The organism is Caulobacter sp. GW821-FHT12D05, from assembly GCF_058807295.1.
On the sequence record NZ_JBXAQO010000005.1, the window covers coordinates 101,900 to 118,853 of the forward strand.

Annotated in this window: 9 protein-coding genes, 1 tRNA gene and 1 pseudogene; 8 read left to right on the forward strand and 3 right to left on the reverse strand. The window is 69.0% G+C overall.

Features of this window, described 5'->3' with window-relative positions; genetic code table 11:
- Window positions 1-46: 46 nt before the first annotated feature.
- Window positions 47-385, reverse strand: a complete 339-nt coding sequence (locus AC1RRR_RS23835; RefSeq protein WP_492816792.1) for an Hpt domain-containing protein — start codon at window positions 383-385, stop codon at window positions 47-49.
- An 84-nt stretch (window positions 386-469) separates the two neighbouring features.
- On the opposite strand from AC1RRR_RS23835, the gene AC1RRR_RS23840 reads away from it, so the two are divergent.
- The 8 genes from AC1RRR_RS23840 to AC1RRR_RS23875 all read left to right on the forward strand — a co-directional run bounded on the left by AC1RRR_RS23840 (window position 470) and on the right by AC1RRR_RS23875 (window position 13,006).
- Window positions 470-545 (forward strand) — tRNA-Lys (locus tag AC1RRR_RS23840).
- A gap of 274 nt (window positions 546-819) precedes the next feature.
- A complete protein-coding gene (locus AC1RRR_RS23845; protein ID WP_492816794.1) occupies window positions 820-2,106 on the forward strand; it encodes an efflux RND transporter periplasmic adaptor subunit in 1,287 nt (428 codons plus the stop codon).
- Window positions 2,107-2,114: 8 nt separating this feature from the next.
- Window positions 2,115-5,246 (forward strand): multidrug efflux RND transporter permease subunit, encoded by a 3,132-nt coding sequence (locus tag AC1RRR_RS23850; protein ID WP_492816796.1) that lies wholly within the window; start codon window positions 2,115-2,117, stop codon window positions 5,244-5,246.
- Entirely contained in the window at window positions 5,243-8,428 is a 3,186-nt protein-coding gene (locus AC1RRR_RS23855; protein WP_492816798.1) for an efflux RND transporter permease subunit, read from the forward strand. Before AC1RRR_RS23850 ends, AC1RRR_RS23855 begins: the two co-directional genes overlap by 4 nt.
- Window positions 8,425-9,849: an efflux transporter outer membrane subunit gene (locus tag AC1RRR_RS23860; protein WP_492816800.1), complete on the forward strand. Its 1,425-nt coding sequence runs from the start codon at window positions 8,425-8,427 to the stop codon at window positions 9,847-9,849. Before AC1RRR_RS23855 ends, AC1RRR_RS23860 begins: the two co-directional genes overlap by 4 nt.
- A 66-nt stretch (window positions 9,850-9,915) precedes the next feature.
- Complete coding sequence (gene pcaF, locus AC1RRR_RS23865; RefSeq protein ID WP_492816802.1) at window positions 9,916-11,115, forward strand: 3-oxoadipyl-CoA thiolase; 1,200 nt, start codon at window positions 9,916-9,918, stop codon at window positions 11,113-11,115.
- Window positions 11,067-12,269: an acyl-CoA dehydrogenase family protein gene (locus AC1RRR_RS23870; RefSeq protein ID WP_492816804.1), complete on the forward strand. Its 1,203-nt coding sequence runs from the start codon at window positions 11,067-11,069 to the stop codon at window positions 12,267-12,269. The genes pcaF and AC1RRR_RS23870 overlap by 49 nt, the downstream gene beginning before the upstream one ends.
- Window positions 12,269-13,006, forward strand: a complete 738-nt coding sequence (locus AC1RRR_RS23875) for an HTD2 family dehydratase (protein ID WP_492816806.1) — start codon at window positions 12,269-12,271, stop codon at window positions 13,004-13,006. The genes AC1RRR_RS23870 and AC1RRR_RS23875 overlap by 1 nt, the downstream gene beginning before the upstream one ends.
- A 6-nt stretch (window positions 13,007-13,012) precedes the next feature.
- On the opposite strand, the pseudogene AC1RRR_RS23880 reads toward AC1RRR_RS23875, so the two are convergent.
- Together AC1RRR_RS23880 and AC1RRR_RS23885 are read right to left on the reverse strand one after the other, a co-directional pair.
- A pseudogene (locus AC1RRR_RS23880) lies at window positions 13,013-14,815 on the reverse strand (FkbM family methyltransferase); the annotation flags it as partial.
- A 47-nt stretch (window positions 14,816-14,862) separates the two neighbouring features.
- Window positions 14,863-16,881, reverse strand: coding sequence for an O-linked N-acetylglucosamine transferase, SPINDLY family protein (locus tag AC1RRR_RS23885; protein WP_492816808.1), 2,019 nt, complete (start codon window positions 16,879-16,881; stop codon window positions 14,863-14,865).
- Between the last annotated feature and the right edge of the window lie 73 nt (window positions 16,882-16,954).

Genomic DNA, 16,954 nt, shown 5'->3' on the forward strand with positions numbered 1-16,954 from the left:
CTCCTCCTGCGGGGGCCGAAGTTCGCTTCGGCCCCTTTCTTTATGCTCAGCCCTTCAGGGAGCGCAGCGCCTGCTCGTGGACGTAGGCGGCGATATCGAGCAGCGCGACGTCCAGGGCCGTCTTGACCGCGTCCAGGCTCTCCTCGCCCGCCTCGCAGCGTTCGCAGACCTCGCCCAGCTGGACAGCCCCGACGCCGCGCGCCGCGCCCTTCACCGTGTGGACCGCGTCCCTCCAGCCGGGATGGGTGGAATCCAGCATCGGGGTCCACAGCGCGGCCTGTTCGCGAAACAGCGCCAGCACCTCTTCGACCACCCCGGAATCCCCCGCCGCGAACCCTTCCAGGTAAGCGAAATCCACAGCTCCGCTAATATCTCGTCTGGCCATGAAAAAAGCGCTTGCGCTCCCAAAATCATTGCGTATGTTCCGCGCCTCGCCGCCGGGGCTCGCAAGTGCTTCGGACCGTCGAATGGGTGTATAGCTCAGTTGGTAGAGCAGCTGACTCTTAATCAGCGGGTCGTAGGTTCGAATCCTACTACACCCACCATTCTCTCGAAAATTCAGTAGTTTACCGGGGGCCGCGCAAGCGGCCGAGAGCCCCGGCGCATCCGCGCGAACGCTCCGTATTCCGCGAGAAAAGACGGCTTTCCGACATCCAAGCGGAGCCATATCGCGGCGAGATCATTTCAGCTCTGAAAACCGGCGCACACGTTAGGCCTCTAGGGATTCTAGACCGTCAGCTTTCTTGACGGTCTCCCCGAGGCGGCCCGTTGCGCCGCCTGCTCATGCCGCGCTGGTCGCGGCCGGCTCGAAGGCTGACGATGACTGACCTCCACGCCCCGCGTACGCCTCCGCGCCGTCGGACGCTGATCCTCGGCGGGCTGATCGCCATTCTCGCCCTGGTCGGCGTCGTCTGGCTGGCCTGGACCCTGCTGCACAGCGACAAGGGCGAAGGCGGCGGCCAAGGGGGTGGCGGCTTTGGTAGTGGCGGCGGTCGGCGTGGTCCGGCCAGCACCGTGGCGGTGGCCACGGCCAGCGCCACCGACCTGCCGATCATCATCGAGGCCCTGGGCACGGTGAAGCCGGCCGCGACCGTGACCGTGCGTCCGCAGGTGGGCGGCACGATCACCCAGGTGATGTTCCGCGAAGGCCAGACGGTCTCGCGCGGCCAGGCCCTGGTTCAGATCGATCCCCGCCCCTACCAGATGTCGCTGCTGCAGGCGCAGGGCAACCAGACCCGCGACGAGGCCCAGCTGGCCGCCGCGCGCCTGACCCTGACCCGCTACCAGACCTTGCTGGCCCAGGACTCGATCGCCCGCCAGGAGGTCGACAACCAGGCCGCCACGGTCAAGCAGCTAGAAGGCACCGTGATGGCCGACCGCGCCGCCGTCGGCACCGCGCGCCTGAACCTGGGCTTTGCCCGCATCGTCGCCCCCGTCAGCGGCCGCGTGGGCCTGCGCGTCGTGGACGTCGGCAACTATATCGGCGCGGGCGACGCGACCGGCGTGGCCGTGATCACCACCGTCTCGCCGATCGATGTCGAGTTCACCGTCCCGCAGGACGACGTGCCGCGCATCGCCGCCCGCCAGGGCCGCGCCAATGTGCCGGTCACCGCCCTGGACCGCACCCGCACCCAGACCCTGGACCGTGGGACCTTCTCCACGCTCGACAACCTGGTCGACACCGGCACCGGCACCGTGAAGGCCAAGGCCCGCTTCGCCAACAGCGGCGGGACGCTGTTCCCCAGCCAGTTCGTCAATGTCCGCATGGAGCTGGACACCATCCGCGGCGCGATCGTCGTACCGGCCACGGCCGTGCGCCAGAGCAGCGACGGCTCATTCGTGTGGCTGCTGAACGCCGACCGCACCGTCAAGAAGACCCCGGTGAAGACCGGCCAGGCCACCGGCGTCCAGGTGCAGATCACCGAAGGCCTCAAGGCCGGCGACAAGGTCATCACCGAAGGCGGCGACCGCCTGCGCGACGGCGGCAAGGTCCAGCTGCCGGGCGCCCGTCCGCAAGGCCAGGGTAAGGGTGAAGGCCAGCGTGGCGAGCGCCGCAAGCGTGAAGGCGGCCAAGGCGGCGAAGGTCGTCGTCAGCGTCCGGAATAGTCCCGACGATGAACCCCTCGCGTCCCTTCATCCAGCGGCCGGTCGCCACGGCCCTGTTCATGGCGGCCATCGTCCTGGCGGGCCTGGTCGGCTTCCGGCTGCTGCCGCTGTCGGCCCTGCCCCAGGTCGACTATCCCACCATCCAGGTCCAGACCCTCTATCCCGGGGCCAGCCCCGAGGTGATGAGCCAGACCGTCACCGCCCCGCTGGAACGCCAGCTGGGCGAGATGTCGGGCCTGGCCCGGATGAGCTCGGTCAGCACGGCCGGCGCCTCGATCGTCACCCTGCAGTTCAATCTGGGTGAGACCCTCGACGTCGCCGAGCAGGAGGTGCAGGCGGCCATCAACGCCAGCGGCTCGCTGCTTCCCGCCGACCTGCCCGCGCCGCCGGTCTACGCCAAGGTCAATCCGGCTGACGCGCCGGTGCTGACCCTGGCCATCACCTCCGACACCCTGCCGCTGACCGAGGTGCAGAACCTGGTCAACACCCGCCTGGCCCAGAAAATCAGCCAGGTCTCGGGCGTCGGTCTCGTGAGCCTCTCCGGCGGCCAGCGTCCCGCCATGCGCATCCAGGCCGATACGCAAGCCATGGCCAGCTACGGCCTAACCCTGTCGGACGTGCAGACCGCGATCAGCGCCAGCAACGCCAACAGCGCCAAGGGCAGCTTCGACGGCCCCACCCGCAGCTACACGATCAACGCCAACGACCAGCTGCTGTCCGTCGAAGACTACAAGAACCTGATCGTCAGCTATAAGGACGGCGCGCCGATCCGCCTGTCGGACATCGCCCAGGTCGTCGAGAGCGCCGAGAACACCCGCCTGGGCGCCTGGGCCGACAAGACCCCCGCCATCATCGTCAACGTCCAGCGCCAGCCCGGCGCCAACGTCATCAAGACCGTCGACGCCATCAAGGCCAAGCTGCCAGAGCTGCAAGCCGGCCTGCCCGCCACCCTGGACGTCCGTGTCCTGGCCGACCGCACCACCGGCATCCGCGCCTCGGTGCACCATGTCGAGATGGAGCTGCTGCTGGCCGTGGCGCTGGTGGTGCTGGTGATCTTCTTCTTCCTGCACAGCCTGCGCGCGACGGTGATCGCCAGCCTGGCCGTGCCGATCTCGCTGATCGGCTCGTGCGGGGTGATGTACCTGATGGGCTTCTCGCTGAACAATCTCAGCCTGATGGCCCTGACCATCGCTACCGGCTTCGTCGTCGACGACGCCATCGTGATGATCGAGAACATCACCCGCCACCTCGAGAAGGGCGAGAAGCCCATGGCGGCGGCGTTGAAGGGCGCGCGCGAGATCGGCTTCACGATCATCTCGCTGACCATCTCGCTGATCGCCGTGCTGATCCCGCTCCTCTTCATGGGCGACGTCGTGGGCCGCCTGTTCCGCGAGTTCGCCATCAGCCTGGCCATCACCATCCTGATCTCGGCCGTGGTCTCCCTGACCCTCACCCCGATGCTGTCGGCCCGCTGGCTCAAGCCCCACGAAGGCGAGAACGCTAAGGGCCTTAGCAAGAAGGCCCAGGATCTCTTCGAGCGTGTCGAGGCCCGCTACGAGAAGGCCCTGGCCTGGGTGCTGCTGCGCCAGAAAGCCACCCTGGTCGTCGCCGTCCTGACCCTGGTGCTGACCGGCCTGCTCTACATGGTCATCCCCAAGGGCCTGTTCCCCACCCAGGACACCGGGCAACTGCAAGCCCGCACCGAGATGTCCCAGTCGGTCAGCTACGACCGCATGGCGGCCCTGCAGCAGCAGGCGGCCGAGGCGATCATGGACGACCCGGCCGTCGAGAACGTCGCCTCGTTCATCGGGGTCGACGGCGCGAACAACGCCATGCTTCACACCGGCCAGATGCAGATCAACCTGAAACCCGACCGCTCGGGCTCGCAGGAGAAGATCATGCAGCGGCTGCGCCAGCGCGTGGCCGAGGTGCCGGGTGTGACGCTGTACCTGCAGCCCACCCAGGACCTGACCATCGACGCCGAGACGGGTCCCACCCAGTTCCGCCTGTCGCTGGAAGGCGCCGACACCGCCACCATCAAGGAGTGGGCCGGCAAGCTGACCGCCGAGCTGGCGCACGTGAAGGCCGTCCGCAACGTCTACAGCGACGCCTCGGCGACCGGCCAGGCGGCCTATGTCGACATCGATCGCGACACCGCCGCGCGCCTGTCGATCACCGCCTCGGACGTCGACGACGCCCTCTACAGCGCCTTCGGCCAACGGATCGTCTCGACCATCTTCACCGAGACCAACCAGTATCGGGTGATCCTGGAGGCCAAGCCCGGCGTCCTGACCGACCCGACCACCCTGGGCAATCTGAACCTCAAGACCGGTGGCGGCGCCCCTGCCCCGCTGTCGGCGTTCTCGACGATCAAGACGCAAGCCTCGCCGCTGCAGGTGACCCACGTCGCCCAGTTCCCGGCCACCACGATCGGCTTCGACACCGCGCCGGGCGTCTCGCTGGGCCACGCGGTCGACGAGATCCGCAAGGCCATGACCCGGATCGAGATGCCGACCGCCGTCACCCACACCTTCCTGGGCGCGGCCGGGGCCTATCAGAACTCGCTGTCCAACCAGCTGTGGCTGATCCTGGCGGCCGTGGTCTGCGTCTACATCGTGCTGGGCGTGCTCTATGAGAGCTACATCCACCCGCTGACCATCCTGTCGACCCTGCCCTCGGCCGGCGTCGGCGCGCTGCTGGCCCTGTGGATCACCGGCAACGACCTGGGCGTCATCGGGATCATCGGCATCATCCTGCTGATCGGCATCGTCAAGAAGAACGCGATCATGATGATCGACTTCGCCATCGACGCCGAACGCACCGAGGGCAAGAGCCCGCACGACGCCATCTTCCAGGCCGCCGTGCTGCGCTTCCGCCCAATCCTGATGACCACCCTGGCGGCCCTGTTCGCGGCCGTGCCGCTGATGCTGGGCTTTGGCGAAGGCGCCGAGCTGCGCCGGCCGCTGGGCATCGCCATCTTCGGCGGCCTGCTGCTGAGCCAGCTGCTGACCATCTTCACGACCCCGGTCGTTTATCTGGCCTTCGACCGCCTGGCCCCGGCGGCCAAGCACAAGGCGCATGACGACGAACCGCATCCGGACCGCATCGATCCGGACCCGATCCCGGGGGCGCCGTCGTGAACCTGTCCGGGCCCTTCATCCGGCGGCCGGTCGCCACCATCCTGCTGACCATCGGCGTGGCGCTGGCGGGGATCTTCGCCTTCTTCGTGCTGCCGGTCTCGCCCCTGCCGCAGGTGGACTTCCCGACCATCTCGGTGTCGGCCAACCTGTCGGGGGCCAGTCCCGAGACCATGGCCTCCAGCGTCGCCACGCCGCTGGAACGCCGGCTGGGCACGATCTCGGGCGTCAACGAAATGACGTCGCAGAGCTCGACCGGCTCTTCCCGGGTCACTCTGCAGTTCGACCTGAACCGCAAGATCGACGGCGCCGCGCGCGAGGTGCAGGCCGCGATCAACGCCGCCCGCGCCGACCTGCCGGCCACGCTGCGCAGCAACCCGACCTATCGCAAGATGAACCCGTCGGACGCGCCGGTGATCATCCTGGCCCTGACCTCCAACACCAAGACGCCGGGCCAGATCTACGACGCGGTGTCCAACATCGTCGCCCAGCGCATCGCTCAGGTGACCGGCGTCGGCGACGTCGAGATCGGCGGCGGCTCGCTGCCGGCCGTGCGGATCTCGGCCAATCCGTTCCTGCTGAACCAGTACGGCGTGGCCATGGAGGACGTCCGCGCGGCGATCCAGTCGGCCAACGCCAACCGCCCCAAGGGCGCGCTGGAGGGCAACGGCCAGCGCTACCAGATCTACACCACCGGCGCGGGCCGCAAGGCCGCCGACTATGCCGGCCTGGTCGTCGCCTGGCGCGGCGGCGCAGCCATCCGCCTGTCGGACGTGGCCGAGGTCACCGACAGCGTCGCCGACACCCGCACCCTGGGCCTGTTCAACGGCAAGCCGGCCATCATCGTCCTGATCACCGCCCAGCCCGGCGCCAACATCATCCAGACGGTCGACAGCGTCCGCGCGGCCCTGCCCGAGCTGCGCGCCCAGCTGCCCAGCGACATCACCGTCGACGTGGCCAGCGACCGCACCAACTCGATCCGCGCCTCTCTGCACGAGATCGAGGTCACCCTGCTGATCTCGATCGTCCTGGTCATCGTGGTGGTCAGCGTCTTCCTGCGCAGCGCCCGCGCGACCTTCATCCCAGCGGCGGCGACCATCGTCTCGCTGCTAGGGACGTTCGGGGTGATGTATCTGCTGGGCTTTTCCCTCAACAACCTCAGCCTGATGGCCATCACGGTGGCGACCGGCTTCGTGGTCGATGACGCCATCGTCGTGCTGGAGAACACCGCCCGTCACATCGAGAAGGGCATGGACCGCTTCGCCGCCGCCCTGCTGGGCGCGCGCGAGGTGGGCTTCACAGTGCTGTCGATCAGCATCTCGCTGGTCGCGGTGTTCATCCCCCTGCTGTTCATGGGCGGTCAGGTCGGGCGGCTGTTCCGCGAGTTCGCCGTCACCCTGTCGGCGGCGGTGCTGATCTCGCTGGTCATCAGCCTGACCACCACACCGATGATGTGCGCCTACCTGCTGCGTCCCGAAAAGAAGGAGAAGGAAGGCCGCCTGGCCCGCTTCTTCGAGGCCGCCTTCAACCGCGTGCACAAGATGTACGAGCACAGCCTCGATTGGGCCCTGGCCGCCAAGCCGCTGGTGATCCTGATCCTGGTCGCGGTCATCGCCATGACCGCCTGGCTCTATATCGCCGTGCCCAAGGGCTTCTTCCCGCAGCAGGACAGCGGCCAGCTGAACGCCGGCATCCGCGCCGACCAATCGGTCTCGTCCCAGGCCATGCAGAAGAAGCTGCGCCAGGTGGTGAACATCATCCACAAGGACCCCGCCGTCGACACCGTGGTCGGCTTCACCGGCGGCGGCCGGGCCGGCGGCGGCTTCCTGTTCGTGAACCTGAAACCGATCGGCGAGCGCAAGGAAAAGGGCTCCGAGGTCATCGCCCGCCTGCGGCCGCAGCTGCAGAAGGTCACCGGCCTCAACGTCTTCCTGAACCCGGTGCAGGACCTGCGCATGGGCGGCCGGCAGAGCAACTCGACCTACCAGTACACCCTGACCAGCGACTCCAGCGCCGCCCTCAAGGAATGGGCCGGCAAGCTGGCCGAGGCGATGAAGAGCCACGACGACGTGCTGACCGACGTCGATTCCGACCAGCAGGAGAACGGCGTCGAGACCCTGGTGACCATCGACCGCGACAGCGCCTCGCGCCTGGGGATCACGCCGCGCGCGGTCGACAACGCGCTGTACAACGCCTTCGGCCAGCGCCAGGTCGCGACCATCTACGAGGACGTCAACCAGTACGCCGTGATCCTGGAGTGGCAGCAGAAGTTCGCCCAGGGTCCCGAGGCGCTGAACGACGTCCACGTGCCGACCCGCCCCTCGGGGACGGCGACGGCGACCGGCCCCAGCGTCAATCCGGCCCTGCGCGACCAGTCGACCGGCTCGGCCCTGAACACTGCCGCCACGGCCATGACGCCGCTGCCGGCCATCGCCAGCGTCTCGCAAAACGCCACCCCGACCTCGGTCAATCACCAGAATGGCGAGCTGGCCACGACGGTCTCGTTCAACCTGGCCGAGGGCAAGTCGCTGAGCGACGCCCAGGCCGCCGTCGCGGCAGCTGAGGCCGAGATCGGCATGCCGACCAGCGTGCGCGGCAGCTTCCAGGGCCAGGCCCGCCAGGCCAACGACCAGATGAAGCAGCAGCCGCTGCTGATCCTGGCCGCGATCGTGGCGATCTACATCGTGCTGGGCATTCTCTACGAGAGCTACGTCCACCCGATCACGGTGCTCAGCACCCTGCCCGCCGCCGGCGTCGGGGCGGTCATCGCCCTGCTGATCTTCAAGATGGAGTTCTCGATCATCGCTCTGATCGGGGTCTTCCTGCTGCTGGGGATCGTCAAAAAGAACGCCATCCTGATCATCGACTTCGCGCTGGACGCCCAGCGCAGCCGAGGGCTCACGGCTCAAGAGGCCGCCCGCGAGGCCAGCCTGCTGCGCTTCCGCCCGATCCTGATGACCACCCTGGCCGCGGCCCTGGGCGCCCTGCCCCTGGCCATCGGCTTTGGCGAAGGCGCCGAGCTGCGTCGCCCGCTGGGCGTGGCCATCATCGGCGGCCTGATCGCCAGCCAGCTCCTGACCCTGATCACCACCCCCGTGGTCTATGTCTATCTCGACCGTCTGCGCGGCAAGGCGCGCGACAAGGACGAGCGGCATCTGACCCACCACGCGCCGGAACCCGCATGACGCATCGTCTTTCACACCTCATCGGCGCCGTCTCGCTGCTCGCCCTGGGCGCCTGCTCGCTGACGCCGGCCTACGAGACCCCCGCTCTGAAGTCGGCCCCGCCGGCCCAGTTCAAAGCCATGGAGGGCTGGAAGACCGCCACGCCGGCCGACCACCTGGATCGTGGCGACTGGTGGACGCTGTTGGGCGATCCGCAGCTCAATGCGCTGGCCGAGCGGGTGAAGGTGGACAACCAGACCATCGCCGCCGCCGAGGCCGCTTATCGCCAGGCCCGCGCGCTTGTTCGCGAGCAGCGCGCCGGCCTGTTCCCCAGCATCGACCTGTCGGGCTCGGCCACCAAGTCGGGCGGCGGCGGCACCAAGACCACGACGTCGGCCGGCGGCGCCACCAGCGCCGGCGACACCCAGCGTTATCAGGTCGGCATCGGCGCCAGCTGGGAGCCCGACGTCTGGGGCCGCATTCGCGCCGGCATCAGCGGCGCCAAGGCCTCGGCGGAAGCCAGCGAGGCCGACCTCGCCGCCGCCCGCCTTTCGGCGCAGGGCGAGCTGGCCACCAGCTATCTGGGCCTGCGCCGCGCCGACGCCGAGATCGCCATGGTCCAGGCCACGGTCGAGGGCTACCAGCGCGCGCTCCAGATCACCACCAACCGCTACAACGCCGCCATCGCGCCCAAGTCCGACGTGCTGCAAGCCCAGGCCCAGCTGGCCAACGCCCAGTCGACCTTGGAGGGCCTGGTCCAGGACCGCACGGCCTTCGAGAACGCCATCGCCGTGCTGGTGGGTGAGCCGGCCAGCAACTTCCGCCTGGCGGCCGACGCCAGCTGGAAGCCGGTCGTGCCGGAAATCCCGGTCGGCGTGCCCTCGGCCCTGCTGGAGCGCCGTCCCGACGTCGCGGCCGCCGAGCGCCGTGTCGCCGCCGCCAACAGCGACATCGGCGTGGCTCGCGCCGCCTTCTTCCCGACCTTCAACCTCAGCGCCGACGGTCGCTCGACCGCCAGCAAGCTGGGCGACCTGTTCGCGACCTCGGCCAATACCTGGTCGCTGGGCCTGACGGCGGCCCAGACCCTGTTCGACGCCGGCGCCCGCCGCGCGCAGGTGGCCCAGAGCCGCGCCGCCTATGACCAGACCGCCGCCAACTATCGTCAGACGGCGCTGCAGGCCTTCGAGGACGTCGAGAACCAGCTGACCGCCGCCCGCACCCTGGAGCGGCAGTACGCCCTGCAACTAACCGCCTCCCAAGCCGCCGACCAGACCGAGCAGATGCTGCTGAACCAGTACAAGGCCGGCCAGGTCGCCTACACCGACGTGGTCGCGGCCCAGGCCTCGGCCCTGTCGGCGCGGCGGACGCTGGTGACCACGGCGGTGTCGCGCCAGACAACGGCGGTGGCGCTGGTCCAAGCCCTGGGCGGCGGCTGGCGCTGAAAACTTGTTGAGGCTCCCGCCGCGCGACTCTAACACTTGTTTGAGCGCACGATCGGGAGCCTGAGCATGACGACCGCCTATCTCTGTGACGGGATCCGCACCCCGATCGGTCGTTATGGCGGCGCACTGTCCAAGGTGCGGGCCGATGACCTGGCCGCGATCCCGCTGAAGGCCCTGGCGGCGCGCAATACCGGCCTCGATCTGGAAGCCATCGACGAGGTGGTGCTGGGCTGCGCCAACCAGGCCGGCGAGGACAACCGCAACGTCGCCCGGATGGGGCTGCTGCTGGCGGGCTATCCGGTCTCCGTGGCGGGGGTGACCGTCAACCGCCTCTGCGCCTCGGGCCTGGAAGCCATCGGCTACGCCGCCCGCGCCATCCTGTCGGGCCACAACGACCTCGTCATCGCCGGCGGCGTCGAGAGCATGAGCCGCGCCCCGTTCGTGATGGGCAAGGCCGACAGCGCCTTCGCCCGCAACGCCGAGATCTTCGACACCACCATCGGCTGGCGGTTCATCAACCCCGCCATGCGCAAGGCCTACGGCGTCGACTCCATGCCAGAGACCGCCGAGAACGTGGCCGCCGACTACGGCGTCAGCCGCGCGGACCAGGACGCCTTCGCCCTGCGCAGCCAGCAGCGGGCGGCGGCCGCTCAAGCGAGCGGCTTCCTGGCCGGCGAGATCACGCCCGTCGAGATCGCCGGCAAGACCGGCCCGACCATCGTCGATGGCGACGAGCACCCGCGCGAGACCACCATCGAGGCCCTGACCAAGCTAAAGCCCGTCGTCCGCGAGGGCGGCACGATTACTGCTGGCAACGCCTCGGGCGTCAACGACGGCGCGGTGGCTCTGATCGTCGCCTCCGAGGAGGCGGTGAAGCGCCACGGCCTAACGCCGCGCGCGCGGATCACCGGCTACGCCACGGCGGGTGTGCCGCCACGCGTGATGGGCATCGGCCCCGTGCCAGCGGTTCAGAAGCTGCTGGCCAAGACCGGCCTCTCGATTGGTGACTTCGACACCGTCGAGCTGAACGAGGCCTTCGCCGCCCAGGGTCTGGCCGTCCTGCGCCAGCTGGGCCTGCCCGACGACGGCGCCCACGTGAACCCGAACGGCGGCGCCATCGCCCTGGGCCACCCGCTGGGCGCGTCCGGCGCACGTCTAGTGCTGACCGCCCTGCGGCAGCTGGAAGCCACCGGCGGCAAGCGCGGTCTCGCCACCCTGTGCATCGGCGTCGGCCAGGGCGCGGCGCTGTCGTTCGAGCGCGTCTAGTGGACGCCGAGCTGATCGAGGCCCTGCGCCAGACAGTCCGCGCCCTATGCCGCGACTTCCCACCGCCCTACTGGCGCGCCTTGGATCGCGAGAAGGCCTATCCGACCGACTTCGTGGCCGCCATGACCAAGGCCGGCCTGCTGGGCGTGCTGATCCCCGAGGAATATGGCGGCGGCGGTCTGGGCCTGACGGCCGCGGCGGCGATCCTGGAGGAGGTCCACGCCAGCGGCGGCAACGCGGCTGCCCTGCACGCCCAGATGTACACCATGGGCACGGTCCTGCGGCATGGCTCAACGGCGCAGAAGGAAACCTGGCTGCCGAGGATCGCCGACGGCTCGATCCGCCTGCAGGCCTTCGGGGTCACCGAGCCCACGGCAGGCACCGACACCACCTCGATCTCGACCTTCGCCCGGCGCGAGGGGGATGCCTATGTCATCAACGGCCAGAAGGTCTGGACCAGCCGCGCCGAGCACTCCGACCTGATGGTCCTCTTGGCCCGCACCACGCCCAAGGACCAGGTGACCCGCAAGAGCGAGGGCCTGTCCGTCTTCCTGGTCGACATGCGCGAGGCCAAAGGCCGTGGACTGACGATCAAGCCGATCGCCACCATGCTGAACCACGCCACCACCGAGGTCTTCTTCGACAACCTGGTGATCCCCTCGGGCAGCCTGATCGGCGAGGAAGGCAAGGGCTTCCGCTACATCCTGGACGGCATGAACGCCGAACGGATCCTGATCGGGGCCGAGTGCCTGGGCGACGCCGCCTGGCTGATCGGCAAGGCGCGGGACTACGCCAACAGCCGCGTCGTGTTCGGCCGGCCGATCGGCCAGAACCAGGGCGTGCAGTTCCCGATCGCCCGCGCCTACGCCCAGGCCCACGCCGCGCGGCTCACCATCTACGACGCGGCCGCCCGCTATGACGCTGGCCAGCCGTGCGGCGAGCAGGCCAATATCGGCAAGATGCTGGCCTCCGAGGCCTCGTGGGTCGCCGCCGATATGTGCCTGCAGACCCATGGCGGCTTCGGCTTCGCCGAGGAATACGACATCGAGCGCAAGTTCCGCGAGACGCGCCTCTATCAGGTGGCCCCGATCTCGACGAACCTGATCCTGGCCTACGTCGCCGAGCACGTGCTCGGCCTGCCCCGATCGTACTGATGATCCTGGCGGCTTCGGATCTGGCGCGGCTGGCGGCGTTGCTCGACCGTCCCAAAGCGCCGGCGGAGGTCCCACCGGCCTGGCACTGGGCGTGCTTGGCCAAGCCGGTCCGGCGCTCCGACCTTGGCCCGGACGGTCATCCCCGGCGTGATCCGTCGCTGCCGCCTCGGCGGATGTTCGCGGCGGCGGACATGACCTTCGCCGGCCCACTGCTGCCGGGCGTGGAAACCGAACTCGTCGAGACGATAGCCGCCGTCGAGGAGAAGGCCGGCGCCAGCGGCCCGCTGACCTTCGTCACCGTCGATCGCGCATTCAGCCAGGCCGGCGCGGTTCGCGTCACCGAGCGCCAGACCATCGTCTACACCGCCGCCCCGCCCGCGCCCCGGACGCCCGACACAGAGCTCCCGCCCGCCGAGTGGAGCCGCGAGACGCCGACCGATCCGGTATTGCTGTTTGCCTTCTCGGCGGCGACCTCGAACAGCCACCGCATCCACTATGACCAGGCCTACACGCACGAGGAGGGCTACCCGGACCTCGTCGTCCACGGCCCGCTGATCGCCCTGCTGCTGCTGGAGGCCATGCCGGCGCGGCCAATCTCGCGCTTCGCGTTCCGAGCCCTGAAGCCCGCCTTCGTCGGCGAGACGATCACCGCCCACGGGCGCCTGGTCGATGACGGCGCGGAGCTGTGGGCGACCACCAACGGCGCGGTGCTGATGAAGGCCAAGGCGACCTTCTAGGCCGCCCTACTCCTCCAGCGTCGACGTATCGAAGCCGTGATACAGCGACAGGAAGCGGAACGGGTGGCCCGCCACATATTCCTTGAACATCACGTTGTTGATGTCGCTGTTGGTGTCGAAGGCGCCGACCTTGGCGCCCGGGACTTGCACCGCCAGGTGGGCGCGGGCCAGGTTCAGGGCGACCTGGTCGATCCAGCGGGTGACGACCCCGCGCGACAGCCGGTCGTCCAGATAGGCCCGCAGCCAGCGCAGCAGCACCGACGTCGCCTCGGTCGGGCGCGCCAACACCAGGTTAGCGGTGATGCGCGAGCCGGCCTGCATGTTGCGCTCGTTCTCGTTGATCACGAGGTCGGCGTCCGCCCACTGTTCCAAGAGGTCGGCCACGCCCCGTTGCAGCAGCAGGTCGATATCGGACACGAACACCGGCCGCTGCAGCAGGTCCAGCAGCGCGCCCAGGCGCTGGAACCGCACCGACTGATAATGCGCGACCGGGATCTCGATCAGGCCCTTGGGCGGCGCCTCGTAGCACTTGATCGTCACGCTCGAGGCGTCGAAGTCGTCGCCCGTGAAGACGATGCGCGGGTCGTCGATGCGCACCGTCGCGGCGGCCTGCGCCAGGCGCTCGGCGCCGCCGATCACGTGGATCACCACCAGGAACGGCACGTCGCCGTGCTTGATCACCGACAGGGCCAGCCAGCGGGCATAGAGCTCGACATACCGCTCGTCGGCGGCGGCGAAGAACACCACCTGGGCGCCCAGGGCGTCGGCGTGGGCCTTGAGCCCTTCGCCGTCCAGCGTCTTGCCGTCGCCGGTCAGGAAGGTCTGTGGCGCATCCTGCGGCGCGGGCGGCGTCGGGCCATCCAGGTTCGCGCCGGTCAGGGCGTCGATCACGGCGCTGTAGTGGTGGATCCAGTCGACCCACTCCTCGCCGGGCGAGTCGACGTCCATGGCCCCCGCCTCGGCCAGGATCAGCTCGAACAGCTCCAGCCGCTCGCGGGTCGGGTGCTCGCACAGGATCAGGCTGGCGGCGTCGTGATAGTATTTCATCCGGCCCAGCGGATGCAGCTTGGTGTGTTCGCGGGCCTGGGCCAGGGCCTGGACCAGCTGGCCTTCGATATCGACCTTGGACGAGGCCGGCGCTAGCTGAGGCGCGGCGCTGGCCTCGACGCCCTCGAAGAAGCGGCCCAGCAGGGTCTGCATCGGGACGCGCGGCAGCAGGGCCTCCTCCCCGCCCAGGATTTCGAAGCGCAGGCCTCCGCGCCAGCCGACCTGCAGCTCGAACCGATCCGTGGCCTGCTCCCAGACGGCCTCGCCCGGGAACACCAGGTGCTCGATCTGCGAGGTCTTGGGAGCCAGGGCCAGGATGCCGTCGATATGGTCGACGCCCCAGCGGTGATGGGCGAAGCCGCGGTGCGGCCCCTCGACCTTCAACACCTCCAGATAGCGCGACGGCATGGTGATCCAGCCCGCCTCGGCCAGCAGCGGCAGGCGCTCCAGCAGGACCGAGGGCCGCGCCATCATCTGCACCACGTGCAGGGCGACGACATAGTCAAAGCGGCCCTCGCGCGCCACGCGCGCCAGGATGGCGCGATAGGTCTCCGGGTCGGACAGGTCGCCGGCGAACTCGGCGCCGGTCCCGCCCAAGACGGCGTCGCACAGCTCGGCCGGCCAGCCGGGCGGGCCGCCGCCGATCAGCAGGATCCGAAAGCCCGGATCCTGAGCCTTGCGACGCCGCAGATAGTCCATCAGACCATTCAGGGCGTTCAGGACCGTCAGGCGGCCGAACTGCGCGGGACGGGCCGAAGTCGGAGCGAACAGCGCCCCCATCTCCGGCGCGACGTCGACCGGAACCTGCGTCACGCCGCGCCGCCGTCCCAGAGGCGGCCGTCGGCGGGAATGGCCTTGACGCTGTGCCGGCGGGCCAGCTCGGCGCGGTATAGCGCGTGCAGGTCAGCCTCGGACTGCATCTCGCGCTCATCGCGGTCCAGCGCCAGGCCGATCTCGAGATAGGTCTTGAGATTGGCGAGGTTCGGCTGCGGCCGCTGGCCGGCCTGGTACTCGGCGATCATCTCGCCGTAGAGCTCCTCCAGTTTGCCTGCCAGCAGGTTCATGTCGAACAGCACGCAGGTGTCGCGATTGGCGTCCAACTGGGCGCGCAGGGCGCGGGCCTTGTCGGGATTGGCGCCCAGCTCGACGGCCTTCTCGACATAGGCCTGGGAACTGTCGACGACCAACTCGGGCAGGCCGGCGCTGCGCACCAGGCTGCCGCAGACGCGCGAGGCGAAGCTCTTGCCCGACCAGGTCAGGACCGGCACGGCCATCCACAGCGCGTCCGAAGCCGTGGTGTGGGCGCCATAAGGGGTGGTGTCCAGGAACAGGTCCGCCAGGCGGTAGCGCGCCAGGTGGAAGGCGTTCTGGAGCTTCTGCGCGAAGACCAGGCGGGTGCGGTCCACGCCTCGCGCCTGGGCCGCGTCGCGCAGCCGGCCGTTGGTCTCGGGATTGTTGTCCAGCAGCCAGAGCACGCTGCCGGGCGTGCGCTTGAGGATCTCCATCCAGCGGTCGAAGACGAAGGGCGTGATCTTCTGCGTGCCGTTGAAGCAGCAGAAGACGAAGGCGTCCTCGGGCAGGCCGACCTCGGTCCGCGTCGGCGTGGCGTCGTTGACCTTCCGGCGGCGGTCGTTGGGCTGGTAGCAGGGGATCCGGCGCACGGCCTCGGAGTAATAGAGCTCCATCTCCGGCGGGATGATCCACGGGTCGGCGACGATGTAGTGGTGGTAGTCGCTGCCCATCGTGCCCGGATAGCCCAGCCAGTTGACCAGGATCGGGGCCGGACGGCGGGCGAAGACGGCCGTGCGGGCGTCGCGGGTGTGGCCGTTGACGTCGACCAGGATGTCGATGCCGTCGTCGGCGATCCGCTGGGCGGCCTCTTCGTCCGACATCGGACGGATGTCGGTGAAGTGCTCGACCGAGGCGCGGATGCGGGTGTTCAGGCCGTCGCTGGACTCGGGGCCGCAGTAGTAGGCGAAGACCTCGACCTTGGCCTTGTCGTGCATCTCAAACAGTTCGGCCATCAGATAGCCGACGGCGTGGTCGCGCAGGTCCGACGAGATGTAGCCGATGCGCGGACGGCGGCCCTGGATGTCGATGGGCGCGTCGCGGCGGTCGCTGCGGATCTGCTCGGGCGTGACTTTCACTTCACGCTCGATGAAGTGGTTGCCGGCGCTGAGCAGCAGCAGCGGGTCGTCGGTATAGGCCGAGGTCGACAGCGGATTGACACCGCGCAGCAGGGTCTCGCGGCTCAAGCGCTCGGTCGGCTGCAGGGCCGGCCACTTGCACTGGGCCAGGCGAGTGGCGACCAGCTGGCCGATCACCTCCTCGGCGGTGGGATCCAGGTCGGCGGCGCGCATCAGCGCCAGCTCGGCGCGGGCGGGCTGCGAGATCTCGCCCAGCAGGCGGGCAATCTGCTTCAGGCAGGTGAAGGCGTAGCTGACGCCCATGCCGCTGGGCACGACACTGCGGTTGGCGCCGGTCTCCCAGGTGGCGATGGCCATTTCGTGCAGGCCGGCCCGCTCCTGCAGGCCACCCAGATTGACATAGGCCGGCATGAAGTCGGCGTTCAGGGCGATCGCCTGCTCCAGCGAGCCCGCCGCGCCTGAATTGTCGCCCAGGGCCGATTGCAGGATCGCCCGGTTGAACAGCGCCACGCACAGCTGCGGGTGTTCGGCGTTGAACTTGATCCAGACCTTGTAAGCCTGGTCGGCGAGGGCCGGCTGCCCCCCCGCCCCCAGCTGCGCGGCTACGGTGATCACCTCGCCGAGCGGGCAACCCTCTGCGGTAAGCTTGCTGAGCAGATCCAGCGTATCGACGTCGGCCATTGTCTTCCTGGTACCGATAAGCGGCGTGGGACAGGCGCGCGCAAAGGCGACGCGCGAGTCGGCGCAACGCGAT